Annotated in this window: 14 protein-coding genes; 13 read left to right on the top strand and 1 reads right to left on the bottom strand. The window is 67.0% G+C overall.

Annotated elements, in window-relative coordinates:
* Nucleotides 1-52: 52 nt before the first annotated feature.
* Nucleotides 53-1108: a hypothetical protein gene (locus tag EDD90_RS09940; RefSeq protein ID WP_123972702.1), complete on the bottom strand. Its 1056-nt coding sequence runs from the start codon at nt 1106-1108 to the stop codon at nt 53-55.
* A gap of 511 nt (nt 1109-1619) precedes the next feature.
* On the opposite strand from EDD90_RS09940, the gene EDD90_RS09945 reads away from it, so the two are divergent.
* The 13 genes from EDD90_RS09945 (at nt 1620) to EDD90_RS10005 (ending at nt 12045) form a co-directional block, all read left to right on the top strand.
* Nucleotides 1620-1946 carry a hypothetical protein gene (locus EDD90_RS09945; protein ID WP_123972703.1) on the top strand — a complete coding sequence of 109 codons (327 nt, stop codon included), beginning with the start codon at nt 1620-1622 and terminating at the stop codon, nt 1944-1946.
* 152 nt (nt 1947-2098) lie between these two features.
* Nucleotides 2099-2854: a hypothetical protein gene (locus EDD90_RS09950; protein ID WP_123972704.1), complete on the top strand. Its 756-nt coding sequence runs from the start codon at nt 2099-2101 to the stop codon at nt 2852-2854.
* 270 nt (nt 2855-3124) lie between these two features.
* Entirely contained in the window at nt 3125-3895 is a 771-nt protein-coding gene (locus tag EDD90_RS09955) for a hypothetical protein (RefSeq protein WP_123972705.1), read from the top strand.
* Nucleotides 3879-4526, top strand: a complete 648-nt coding sequence (locus tag EDD90_RS09960) for a hypothetical protein (protein ID WP_123972706.1) — start codon at nt 3879-3881, stop codon at nt 4524-4526. The genes EDD90_RS09955 and EDD90_RS09960 overlap by 17 nt, the downstream gene beginning before the upstream one ends.
* Nucleotides 4527-5086: 560 nt before the next feature.
* Entirely contained in the window at nt 5087-5926 is an 840-nt protein-coding gene (locus EDD90_RS09965; RefSeq protein WP_123972707.1) for a hypothetical protein, read from the top strand.
* An 80-nt stretch (nt 5927-6006) separates the two neighbouring features.
* The gene (locus EDD90_RS09970) at nt 6007-6348 is read left to right on the top strand and encodes a hypothetical protein (RefSeq protein ID WP_123972708.1); all 342 of its coding nucleotides are present in this window, start codon (nt 6007-6009) and stop codon (nt 6346-6348) included.
* 84 nt (nt 6349-6432) lie between these two features.
* Nucleotides 6433-7857 (top strand): DNA cytosine methyltransferase, encoded by a 1425-nt coding sequence (locus EDD90_RS09975; RefSeq protein ID WP_123972709.1) that lies wholly within the window; start codon nt 6433-6435, stop codon nt 7855-7857.
* A gap of 98 nt (nt 7858-7955) precedes the next feature.
* Nucleotides 7956-8564, top strand: coding sequence for a hypothetical protein (locus tag EDD90_RS09980; protein ID WP_123972710.1), 609 nt, complete (start codon nt 7956-7958; stop codon nt 8562-8564).
* Nucleotides 8565-8705: 141 nt separating this feature from the next.
* Nucleotides 8706-9569, top strand: coding sequence for a phosphoadenosine phosphosulfate reductase family protein (locus tag EDD90_RS09985; protein WP_123972711.1), 864 nt, complete (start codon nt 8706-8708; stop codon nt 9567-9569).
* A 294-nt stretch (nt 9570-9863) separates the two neighbouring features.
* On the top strand, nt 9864-10268 hold the full coding sequence (locus EDD90_RS09990) for a hypothetical protein (protein ID WP_123972712.1): 405 nt from the start codon (nt 9864-9866) through the stop codon (nt 10266-10268).
* Nucleotides 10269-10433: 165 nt separating this feature from the next.
* On the top strand, nt 10434-11189 hold the full coding sequence (locus EDD90_RS09995; RefSeq protein WP_123972713.1) for a hypothetical protein: 756 nt from the start codon (nt 10434-10436) through the stop codon (nt 11187-11189).
* A gap of 124 nt (nt 11190-11313) precedes the next feature.
* The gene (locus EDD90_RS10000; RefSeq protein WP_123972714.1) at nt 11314-11526 is read left to right on the top strand and encodes a hypothetical protein; all 213 of its coding nucleotides are present in this window, start codon (nt 11314-11316) and stop codon (nt 11524-11526) included.
* Between the two features lie 87 nt (nt 11527-11613).
* Complete coding sequence (locus EDD90_RS10005; protein WP_123972715.1) at nt 11614-12045, top strand: hypothetical protein; 432 nt, start codon at nt 11614-11616, stop codon at nt 12043-12045.
* Nucleotides 12046-12098: the final 53 nt, after the last annotated feature.

Consider the following 12098-nt stretch of genomic DNA (forward strand, 5'->3'; position numbering starts at 1 on the left):
TCTTCCGGCTGTGTCATCTGCCCCGTGCAATGGCGATGCCAGCGAGCTCCCTTCAACGTTTCCAGGTTGCTGTGAGCTGCTGCGGCACGGGCGTGCGCGCCCTCGCGTTCGCTCGCCACATCGCCGTGAACGGAAAGTCGTTGTCCACCCAGAGGACGCCGGCCAGCTCCGAAGGCATCGCCCATCGTGGAGGGTTGTCCGGCTGGAACTCGATGGGGTTATGGATGTACGTGTCGCCGTAGTCGAACTGCACCGTCACCGTGGGCGTGCCGTTCAAAAGACAGTCGAGCTGTTCGATACCGAGCCCCGTGAACTTGTCGGCACCGGCGGCGACGATAAGAGGCAGGCCAGCCTCCTCTGCCAGGGTTCGGTACTTGCTGACCTTCTCCTCAATTCCCGCCACCAGCGGCTGCGCCGAGACGACTCCGGCCCTGCCACTGGGCGGTACGAGGATCGCCCGCATCCCGGGCGCCTGCATCGTCGCGCCCGTCTTCCGGTCGGCCATGACCAGAAATCTGTAGCCCTGGCTCGGCAGCTCCGCCTGGAGAAGGGGGGACAGAAGGTAGCGCCGCAGGTCTTGGGCGATCTTCTTCGCCGTGCGCGCATCCGGCGCATCCAATGGACGGTCTCTGAAGCCGGCCACGGTCAGCACTACCGGCACGGGGATCTGCTTCACTCGCTCGACCAGGTCGTGCCATGCTTTCATACGCCCGAAGAGCTCCTTCGACGGGCTGTGCGTAAGCACCTCGACCAGGGCGATAGGCCGCCCCTCGGCATCAAGCACGGTCCAATCCGGCGTCTGAGTTCCCCACAGTCGTTCGTACTCCACACGGAGACCCGACGCCCGGAGCGCTTCGCCGGCGGCAAGTTCGATGTGATCGCTCCAGAAGTTCTGATCACGCCAGAGGTTCCTCGCGTAGGTGTCAGCGTGCTTGTCTGGCAGGAGGGCCAGCTGCGCGTCGAGCCACGCCCGCCACGGCCCGTACTCGTCTTCTACGGCGAGGTCGTACGAGAGGGGTCGCCCCTCAGGGCGACGGTGGCCGTATCGGCGTTTCTGCTCGGCCACAAATTCGGGGCCGAACCGGCGATTCGGCTGATCGGTCTTCATAGGAGCGGATTATGAATCCTCTCGCGGCTCTGCTGCACGCGAGTTGACATCCGGTACAGCCCTGGCCATCCCCCGACTGGCGTTGTCGTGCCCATGCACCTTTGTGCGTCCAGCTCTCCGGCCAGCCGCCACAGAAACAGGCACCACTTCGCCGCGGGACAGGCGTACCCCATCGTGGTTGAGGTACTCGGCCAGGTGCGGGTGGTGTCCCTCCCGGCTATCGAGTATGGGAGGCCGCAGCGAACTCCGCGCAAGGTCGGCCGCCCAAATCTCACTTCGCCGGGAGGGGCCGGGGGCCGATCTCCACGGCAACGCATCCCCCGGGGCCAAGTCCGCCACCCGGCCGCAGCACTCGGGGCACACCAGCCTCAGACAACACCGCCAAAACCTGCATTTGCTCAGCCCAGAGCCCCTTTTCGCATTGACCACCCCACCCGATAAAGATAGATTTACCTATGTCAACACGGGGCAGGGCAAAGCCCCCGGAACCCACTCAGGATCAGGAGATCCGATGGACCTGAACGACTTCACGAAGCCGCTCCAGCTCAACGACACCACGCAACTCCAGGCGATCTTCGACCCGGCCTTGCGGTGCTTCCGCGCGCAACTGTGGAAGGCCGGCGCCCCGGCCGGACTGCTCGGGCTGGCCGAAGTGTTCACCCACCCCGACGACGTGCTGGACGCGGTCGACGAGTTCCACACCGCGCACGGTGAGAGCCCGCTGACGAAGGAGCAGACGGGCCGCTTCGCCGGAATGCTGATCATGGCGAAGGGGGGACCGGATGCCGAGATGCTCCGGCTCGCCATCGAGGAGCCCGACAAGTTCCTCTTCTTCTGATCCACCGCTCCTGTCGGGGGCCAGGGTTGTCGACCTCACCCTGCCCCCGGCTGTGGAGCCTGGCCGTCGGCTTCTACCGCCTGCGAGACGCGGGTGCCGACGGCGCCTTCTCGTCCCGCGTTCCCGCCTGAAATGAAGGACCCAGACAGACCTTGAATACTCCCGCAGCCATCGCGCAGCTCGCCGCCGGGATCCTCGGCAGCGGCTGGAAGGCCGAACGCTCCCCCTGGGAGGTTCGCGGCAGCCTGACCGCACCCGAGACCGACGAGTTCACCCTCCATGTCGACGACCTCCATCACCTCGTCCTGGAAGCCGCCTTGGCGGGCGAGATCGCCCGGTTCACCGGACATCCCGCCCAGAGCAGCGGCGAGGATCTCGCCCGGGCCGTCGCCGAGGCCATCCGCCACTACCTGTCCACGCTCGAAGACGACGAGACACAAGGCACCGCGCTCTACCAGGAGCTGAACCTGGGAGCGCACTTCTCCGGCGCGGACTACAGCGACCCGGAGACTCCCTGCCACCCCTCCGTCACCATCGCAGGGGGAACTTGCTCCTTCTACATCGACGAAGCCCGCGTCGCGCAGGTAGTCGTCGAGCTGGACTGGCTCACCGCGAGCGGCCTCCGGATCTGGCCTGGAGGCGTACCCGTTCGGATCACACTCGACGGAGGAGTCGTGTTCTCCTCCACCGGCACGTGGGTGGTCGAGCTCCAGCACCCCGAAGACGGCGGGGACGACAGCGTGTGGGAATACGAGATAGCCGCCGAGGATGCTCCGACCGAGGCGGACGCCCGTACGGTCGCTGCGAAGCGGTTGCTGGCTGACCTCAAGTCCCGCGACAACGCCGACGCCTGGAACGGCATTACGATCCGCAGCGTACGACTCGCGGATCACCCGCCGACGGCCTGAGCTTCGCATTCCTGACGGCCATCGGTCGGCCGGGAAGATCTCGGCGGCCCCGTTCCGACGTCGCCGGGTCTCCACGACGCCGCCCGCCTCCCGCGCGGGCGGCGCCTCCCGTACGCAACAGCGCTTCCTCGGGCGGCAGTTCGGCCCCATCCCGCGGAGATGCACGCCGACCTCGCTGGGGCCGCGCTCGGCAGAGCACAGATTCACCTACGTCGCAGCAGGGGGCAGGGCAAGGCCCCCTGGAACCCACCATCGGCACGAGGTCCACACATGGGTACCAACAGCCCGCAAATACAACTCGATCTTTGGCAGGAGCCGCCCCCCGCCGCGGCCAGCGTGAAGCCGATGACCGTGCTTTCGTACGGCCTGGGGGCGGATTCGACGCTCGTCCTGATAGAAATGCTGCGCGACCCGGCCGGCTACGGCCTGGAGCCGGACCTCTCCGACCTGATCGTGATCACGGCGACGGTCGGTTCGGAGTGGAGGGAAACCGTCAGGCTCGTCGAGGACCATATCTTCCCCCTTCTCCGTCGCCACCAGGTCAGGTACATTCAGGTCGCTCGGTGCGGCCCATACGAAGCGGACGGCTGGGAAATCCTTGCCGACTCCCGTAGTCCACAGCGCTTCATTCCACGAGGCCGCTGGACCCTCATGGACGAACTCTCACTGAATGGCACGGTCGTCCAGGCCGCGGGCGGGAATTCGTGCTCGCTGAAATACAAGGGCTGGCCGCTGGACCAATGGGCGCTGGCCGAGTTCCCCGACAGGCCGTTCCGGAAAGTCGTCGGCTACCACGCCCGTGAACAAAAGCGTGCCCGTACGTACGACGGATGCCAGCAGGAGGAAAACCTCAAGGCGCGCCGGACCATCTGCACCGTGGAATATCCGCTCATTGAGCAGAGCTGGGACCGTGACATCGTGGAGGCTCGGTTGTTCACCGAATTCGGTTTCCTGTGGCCCAAGTCCTACTGCACGTTCTGTGTCTATTCAGGTTCCTGTTCTGCCCGGCCCGCGCATATGGCGCTTGCGAGACCACCTTGAGCAGGCTGTCGAAGTGCTGGCCCTGGAGTACACGTCGATGGCGCTGAACGAGAACGGCTCGTTCTACCCGAAGGAGACGCTGTACACGCGTGTCGCCGAGGACAGCAACACCGCGGCGCTGCGGGCGCTGGAGGACCGCCTCGCCTCCTCGGAGTGGGCGCTGTACCGAATACGCCGCGTGTTCCGTCCGGCCCGCACCGGCAGCTGCAAGCAACGGCACGGCGACTCTTGCCGCTCCCCGTGGCCCGGCTGCATCGACCCGGACACGGGCAAGCGGACACCCCCGTGCGCACAGTGGCACGGACCCGCCTGCCGCGAACCGCAGCCCGCATGCCGGGACTCTTCCCGCAAGGGGCAGGCGAGCCGGTCTGTCAAGGTCGTGATCACCGGAACCCGAGCGCAGGTCACCCGCCTGATGCGCCGTCGCGCCGAGGAGGCCGGCGAGCACGTCGAGGAAGACTTTCAGCACCCGCTCGGCCACGTGCGCAGCCAGACGCTCTCGCGCGGTGCACGCTTTCCCGCTGTGGAGGAGTTCCATGTCGTCGCACCCAGCGGTGTGATCGAGAAGCAGAGGAAGAACTTCGAGGAGGTGTGGCGGGAGACCTGCCGACAGCTTCTGCTCCCCGCCTGATCTCGCAGACCCCTCCCCTCCGCTTCACCGCTCGGCGTCACGGCGAGCCAGAACATCTCCTCTTCCCGGCTTTCCGAGTGTGGGGCCCTCGGCGGGAGGGGTGCAAGAACGGGCTTCGCCGCGTTCTTGCACCCCTCCCGTTCGGGCCCCTTTTTATTTTTGCCGGGAAGGGGGAGGGGGCCACTCCACGGCACCGCGCCGCGTTCCGTGCCGCCCGGCAGCCGACCGCGGGCTTCACGCGCTTAAATCCTGTCGCGGCGGTCTGACTGACACTCCGAAATTACTTCCAATCTCCCATCCGAAACCCGGGTTGCGAGGTTGACCCACCCCCTTAGGGAACATAGATTTACCTATGTCGAAGGGGGGCGGAAATGAAAATCGGAAAGCCGCCCACCAGGAACATCGACAGCAAATAGACCAACACGGTCGCCGATCTTTTAAAACTCCACAGAGCGCTTCATTGGAATCCGCAGAACATTGACGTGACATCAAGAATCGGAATTCCAGAGGGGGCAGGGCAAAGCCCCCAGGAACCCACACAGCTGAATGGAGTCACTCAGGTGACCAACCCCGAGATTCCCATTTCCATGACCGACCTTGCCGTTGCCATCCGTGAAGGCGCGCAGGTCGAGTCGAACCACAACTACGGCAAATCCGTCACGTTCACCCTGCCCAGCTCCGGAGACCAGGTGACGGTGTGGCCCGGGCACCAGCCCCAGCCCACCTCTCCTCTCGTCCTGCTCTGGCAGCGCCGGACACCGCAAGGCGCGAACATCGCCCACGGTGAACTCCCCTGGCCCAGCGACCCGAAGCCGCTCGTGCACTGGGCGATCGGAATGGCCTACTCGACCGACGAGATCGGCCCACAGTACGCGCCCGTCCTCGCCACCCTGCGCGAACACAACGTGAACGCTGACATCGTTCCCGTCCAGGGGGTCGGCCACCTCATCCACGTCCGCCTCCCGGACTCCACCTACCTGACCATCGGGGGAGACGAGGGCCTGCCCAGCCGGGCCGACCAGGTCAAGAACTGGCACGTGCAACACGAGGGCCCCGACGAGCACATCGGGGTCATCTACCACGGCTCCGAGCTCCTCAGGATGGTCGGCGCGATCCAGCGCTACCTCCAGGCGACAGCCACCCGCTACGGCAGCCACCACCCGCTCGGCGCCCCGGTCGACAGCGAGGAGCCGGACGGCCCGGACAAGCTCTACGGCCTCATCTCCGACCTGTCCGAACTGCGCCGCACCCGCTACTCGGTTCCGGGTGGGGCCCTCCTGACCGTCATGGACGCCGACGGCAACAACGGCGCCACCATCGACGTCCCGGCCGAGGTCGTGACCCGCCTCTGCCGCCTCCTCACCGTCGAGAAGCGGGTCATCGAGACCTACGGCGGCTAGCAGCCGACGCACTCCCAACCTGCCGGGCCCGGAGGGCAACCGGGCCCGGCGCCCTCGAACCCACAACCACGGATGGACACATGGCCGACCGAATTCCCCCGGCACACAACCACTGGCCTCTGGCACTCGCCCGCTACTCCAGCGACCCCGAGCCGCTCGAACTCCCCGACCACCACCGGCCGATGCCGTTGCTGTGGGTGTCCCCGCCCTGCCCGCCGACCAGGAGCACATCGGGCCTGTGCCACTCCGCGCGGGCCGAGGACCCCCGTTCCCGCATCGCCCGTCGCCTGGCAGTCGAACTCGGCACCTCCTCCACCTGGGACCTGATCCGCGAAGCGCAGACCAGCCGCCTTCAGGTGGTCACGGTCGAGAACGTCATCGAAACCGCAGTCTGGCTCACGTCCCACATCTACGGCGAGTAACCGCCCCGCAGTCTTTTCCCCGCTTCGGGCCCGGAGGGCAAACCGGGCCCGAAGCGCTCAGGAACCCGTAAGCAGGAAGAGCACTTGAGTATCACCTTCACCGATATGTACGCGGGCGCGGGCGGTTCCAGTACCGGCCTGGTCAATGCAGGACTCGAACTCAAACTCGCCGCCAATCATTGGCAAGTCGCGGTGGATACACACTGCGCCAATCATCCCGACGCCGAGCATCTCTGCGCCGAGATGGAGTATTACGACATGAGGCGTCTCCCCAGGACAGACATCCTTTGGGCGAGCCCCATCTGTACGGAGATAAGTCCCGCCGGGGGACGGCCCCGGACCAAGGGTCAAGTGGATGACGAAGAGTGGAAGGCGCTTCCGGACAAGGCATTCCAGCGGACCCGGGCCACGGCTTTCGAAGTCATCCGCGCCGTGACCATCCATCGCTACAAGGCCGTATTGGTCGAGAACGTCATCGAGTTCGCGACCGACTGGGAATTGTTTGACTGGTGGCTAGCCGGAATGGTCCAGCTCGGCTATAACTACCAGATCGTCTGTGTCTCGTCGGCGCACATCGGGGACGAGTTCAATATTCCCGCTCCGCAGTGGCGCGATCGGCTGTACATCGTTTTCACCAAGGTCGGAATCCGTCTCCCGGACGTGAAGCCGACGCCGCTGGCGTTCTGCGAGGTCTGCGACGAGGACGTGCAGGCGGTGCAGACCTGGCGCAAGCCCCGTAAGCCCCGCAAGGGCCAGAAGCCCCGGCGGAGCGGAGTCGGCAAGTACGGCGTGCAGTACGACTACACGTGCCCCTGCGGTCACGGGATCGTCGAGCCGTACGTTCAGCCCGCGTCCTCCATCATCAACTGGGAGGACCAGGGCGTTCGGATCGCCGACCGTCACGAGCACGGGCTTGATCCGCTGGCCGAGAGCACCATTGCTCGCATTGAGGCGGGGCTGGAGATGTTCCCCGCGAGCCCCTCGCTGGTGACCGTGAACCACAGCGGTCACGATGGCCGCGCGTTCCGGCCGGACTTGGCCCCACTGCCGTCCCGGTGCGCGAAGATCGGGGAAGGCCTGCTCCTTCCGCCCGGGGTCTCCCCGTACGCCACGTCGTCACCGGATCTCGCGGCTCCGCCGTTCGTCATCGAGCTCCGCAACCACGGCAAGGCGCGGAAGATCGACCGGCCGCTGGCCTCGGTCGTGGCAGGTGGCAACCACCATGGGCTGGTCATCCCGTACCGCAAGGGTGCGAAGGCCAAGCCGACGTCCGAGCCGCTGCACACCCTCTCCACGCACGACTCGGCCGGTCTGCTGCGGCAGGCCGCAACGGTCGAGGACTGCTACTTCCGGATGCTGAAGTGGCGCGAACAGATGAACGCCCAAAGGTTCCCGCGCGCCTACATCGTCAAGGGCCCCAGCGAAGCCGCCCGGACGGTCCAGGCGGGAAACGCGGTGAGCTGCAACGTCGCCCAGTGGCTCGGCGTGCGCGTGGCCGCCGTTCTGTAAATACCCGTGGGGCCGCCCCAGCGGCGGCCCCACCTCCCCTTTCAGCCGGGCCCGGAGGGCAAACCGGGCCCGGCGCCCACAAGCCGAAGGAGCACCGCATGGTCTTCCCGGACCCCCAGCACGACGCCCGCGAACGCATCGCTCGTACTGCCCGCACCGTCCAGCACGCCCGCACGGCCCAAATGGCGGTCCGGCTCCTGCTCACCCGGGGCATCCGCCCCCAGGTGACCCGTTGCCGCCCCACCGAGTCGCCGTGGGTGGACGTCACGTTCACCCACGCCGCCACCTCCGTCAGGTGGTCGAACGCCTACTACCGCAACGGGCACAACCTCCGGTTCACGCTCCTGCCGCTCGCCTTGGCGCCCATCGTCCTCGCCGCCGTGAGCAGCGCCCCGGACAGCGAGTTGGCCGCCTTCCACGACCCGAGCGACTTCAAGGGCGACGCCGCCCGGTGGCTGGATGAGCAGACCGCGGGTCTGCTCGGCGTGGCCGACAGCCGCCCGATGCCGGGTTACGACGAGGAGGCGTCCGACACGCCGGTCTACAGCTCGGAGTTGTCCGGGCGCTGGCAGGTGGAGGGGATCGCCCTGGTGGAACTGTCCGGCCCGGACATGACCGCCGTGTGCAACCTGGAGATTCTGCGCCTCAGCGAAGCGGCGGCGCACGCAGTCATCACCGCGTACGCGGGCCAGATCCCGCCGCGCTGACCCGAGCCGGATGCCCCTGGCCCGGCGTACTGGCCAGGGCATCCGTGCAGTTCCCCTTTCACCCCCCGGGCATGCGGCGAGACAGCGCTCCACCCATGCCGGGGCTCTCTACCGAACCCCTTCACCCTTGGGAGACCTCAGGTGACACAGCCCCTCACGCCCACCCGGCCGTGCGGCAGCGGATGTGCACAGCTCGAACTGTTCACCCCGCCAGCCGAGGCATCACCCGCAGAGCCGGCCGAGTTCGACTGGGACCGGCACGACGTCGTGGTCGTCGGCGACAGCGGCGGGAAGGACAGCGGCGTCCTCGTGCACACGGTGTGCACAGAGGCCGACCAGGCGGGCCAACTGCACAAGGTCAAAGTGCTTCACTGCGACCTCGGCCGTACGCCGAACGGACACCTGATCGAGTGGCCGGGCGCCCTTGAGGTGGCCCGCGACCATGCCGCCCTGTACGACGTGCCGTTTGCCGTCCGCCGCAGCCAGCGATGGCCGTCCCTGTGGGACCGGATCATGGACCACGGGAACTGGCCCGGTTACTTTGCGCGATTCTGTACGAGTGACACGAAGACCGCCGTCGGGCGGGTCTTCGTCGACGAACTCGCCGCCGACATGCGACTCGGCCGCCCGATTCGGGCCGGGTACGCGATGGGCATGCGGGCCGAGGAATCCCGTGCCCGCGCAGCGAAGCCGGTCATCGAGCAGCACCGGATGACCGCGAAGACGCTGCGCGAGGTCACGACCTGGCTGCCGATCCATCACCTCAAGATCGATGAGGTCTGGAAGGTCCACGTCGACCACGGCATCCCCTGCCACCCTGCCTACGAGCGGGTGGGGCGGCTCAGCTGCCGGGCTTGCCCGTTGGCGAGCCGTCAGGACCTGATCGAGTCCGCGCGGGTCAACGGTGACATCTTCGACGAATACGCGGGAGCGGAGGAGCACATGGGCAAGCCGTTCAAGAAGAACCTCACCCTGAAGCGGATCATCGAATTGGCGCGGAGCTGACCGGACCGGCATCAACACCCGGCCGCGGCGAGACTGCGCCCGGAGCCAACGGGACCGGGTCGGCCACCCGGCATCGGCGCCGCCCGCAATTCCGGGGCCCAGCGAGCCGAAACACCATTGACCACACCCCCCAAGAAACATAGATTTACCCATGTCGAAACGGGGCGCCTTCTTCCCGGTGTGGCCTCTCCAGGCCGTCAATCGGTGACGGGCGAACGCCCCGGCTCCCGGCCGGCGCCTGACAACACACCCAGGCACCGGCACCGGATCCACCATCGCGAAAGGCCACCAGCCATGGACTTCACGGGACCGCTCCCGATCGAGGCACCCACCGACTACTCCGCCCTGGTCAAGTCGACGGCGGCGGAGCGCGGACGTGCCCTGCTCGCCTACACGCTCCGCTGGGTCGGCGAGGACGGCACCAAGATCGACGGCACGGGCAACGTCATAGCGCCGGGGTGGGCCGACTCGCCCGACGGCTGGGCCACGTTCAACGCCTCACGCGCCCCCGAACTGGCCGGAGACACCTGCGCCGACCTCTTCATGTACGTGAAAGAAGCCGCCGGAGCCGAGGGCCTGCGGCGCACGCTGCGACAGCTCCTCGGCCCGCTGACCGAGGAACTGGAAGCCACTGAAGACGAGGATCAGCGGCAGACGCTGCAACACCTCCTTGCCTCGCTGGCCGACGTCATCGACTGACGGACCGACCCCAGCCCCCTCCGGTGCGCGGCAGGGCAAGCCGCGCACCGCAGTTGGAACCACCTCATGACTCTGGGGCGCGGACACCTGCGCACCCCGGTCTCAGACCACCACATCCCCCAGCCGGCGAGCTGCCATCCGGCCGCACTCGAAAGGCAATCGATCATGGACACCAGTTCCCGCATCAAGACCCGCACCCACCGCGGCGAAGCCGCTGTGCGGGAATACCTCGACACCTCGTGTGTCGGCGCTGTCTTCAACCAGGACCCCGCAGTCCGTGGCATGCGCGCCGTCTTGGTCTTCGGCCGAATCAAGTGGTCGGCCGGGTGGGAGGAACTTCGCACCAATCCCATCTACCGCAGCGAGTTGAAATTCGCCATCTCCGCCGTGATCGTCGACGTCCTGCACTACTGGAACCTCCGGAACCTCTACAACTTCGACCTCCTGCAGCGCCGTATCTGGGATCTGCGCGGGGATTTCGAGCCATTCGACTTCGGCCGGTTCATCAACACGGACGAACTTGCCGCCATGGCCCCCTCCGACGTAAGCGAGGTCATCGCCCGTTTCCTGGCCGATCTGCTGCTGTGCTCCGAGCGGCTGAACCTCAGCTCCAGCGACGTCTTCGCCAACGGAGTGCGCTTCTTCGTGGCCGACTGGAACCAGCTGAAGTTCGAGCAGCTCCCGCGCGCCGAACAGGAGGCGCGCATCGTCCTGGCCACCCTGGAAGAGCAGAAGCTCATCGTCGGCTTCCGGCCGCACGGTGACGAAGGTGACGGCATGTGGCACGTACAGGAGAACCAGCTCGACCGTACGGTCCTGCACACCGAGGACGTCGCCGCCTACGCCGAGCGACGCAACGAGCTCCTCCGGCCCCGCCCGGAGCGCCCCGGAAGCGCCTGGAGCGATTCCTCCCCGCGCTGACCGAACCCTTCTCGTCCACCGTCCGGCAGGGCAAGCCGAACGGCGGACCCCGGAACCCACGCCGTTCCTGGTGGGCGGGCGAAACATCCCGCCCACCAGGAACGGCCCCGAGCGGAGTCTTCCCATGACCATCACCGCGAGCACTCCAGCCGACTCGGGCGCGGACTTCGAGCGGGCGGCACGCCAGGCCATTCGTCTGGTCGCCCCGGCCGGGTTGCGCCTGGTCGCCTCCCGGCCCAGGCGCCAAGCCAAGGCAGGTCCCTCTACGGACGCCGACGTGGAGGCTCTCGCGATCAGCATCGGCGTCCTCTGCCCCGCTGACACCGGACCCCGCTGACCGCTCCCGACCGGTCAAGCCGGACGGCGTGACCGCTGCCTTCCCTCTCGGCACGCAATCCCTCCCACTTCGAAAGGCATGCCTCCCATGAACGACCTTGCCGCCATTCCCGTCGCCGCCGTGCTGCTGCACGCCCTGGCCGTCCTTGAAGTCCCTGGGTTCGTGGATCTCGGAGAGGGCTTCGTCGTCGCCCACCCGCCGCATCTTTCCCAGGACAAAGCACTGGACAGCGAGCACATCATTCTCTGCGCCCCCGGCTACGTCAGCGGCCCGGTTGCCCAGTACTCGGGCGGCTTGTACGCCAGGGCGTACGAGGGTTACGACGGCTCGGACTACTGCGAAATCGAGATGGTCTATGAGGCACAGCCCGGAGGGGACCTCACGGCCCACGCCGCCGCGTGCGCGAAGGCCGTCGCCGACTGGTTCGCCTCGCGCCAGACAACCGCCGAGGCCCCCGGAGGCGAAAGCGGGGCCGACGACACGGACGAAGTCCGTACCAGCACCACCGAAGTGTGCTGACTTGGGCAAAGCCGCCGGCCCCTGGAACCCACAAGCGCAGCACCAAGGCACCA

The sequence above is a fragment of the Streptomyces sp. Ag109_O5-1 genome, assembly GCF_003814875.1.
GTDB lineage: Bacteria > Actinomycetota > Actinomycetes > Streptomycetales > Streptomycetaceae > Streptomyces > Streptomyces sasae.

Excerpts from the sequence above, each read along its gene's own strand:
- EDD90_RS09940 (WP_123972702.1), bottom strand. The coding sequence starts at position 1,108 with ATGAAGACCGATCAGCCGAATCGCCGGTTCGGCCCCGAATTTGTGGCC.
- EDD90_RS09945 (WP_123972703.1), top strand. The coding sequence starts at position 1,620 with ATGGACCTGAACGACTTCACGAAGCCGCTCCAGCTCAACGACACCACG.
- EDD90_RS09955 (WP_123972705.1), top strand. The coding sequence starts at position 3,125 with ATGGGTACCAACAGCCCGCAAATACAACTCGATCTTTGGCAGGAGCCG.
- EDD90_RS09970 (WP_123972708.1), top strand. The coding sequence starts at position 6,007 with ATGGCCGACCGAATTCCCCCGGCACACAACCACTGGCCTCTGGCACTC.
- EDD90_RS09980 (WP_123972710.1), top strand. The coding sequence starts at position 7,956 with ATGGTCTTCCCGGACCCCCAGCACGACGCCCGCGAACGCATCGCTCGT.
- EDD90_RS09990 (WP_123972712.1), top strand. The coding sequence starts at position 9,864 with ATGGACTTCACGGGACCGCTCCCGATCGAGGCACCCACCGACTACTCC.
- EDD90_RS09995 (WP_123972713.1), top strand. The coding sequence starts at position 10,434 with ATGGACACCAGTTCCCGCATCAAGACCCGCACCCACCGCGGCGAAGCC.
- EDD90_RS10000 (WP_123972714.1), top strand. The coding sequence starts at position 11,314 with ATGACCATCACCGCGAGCACTCCAGCCGACTCGGGCGCGGACTTCGAG.
- EDD90_RS10005 (WP_123972715.1), top strand. The coding sequence starts at position 11,614 with ATGAACGACCTTGCCGCCATTCCCGTCGCCGCCGTGCTGCTGCACGCC.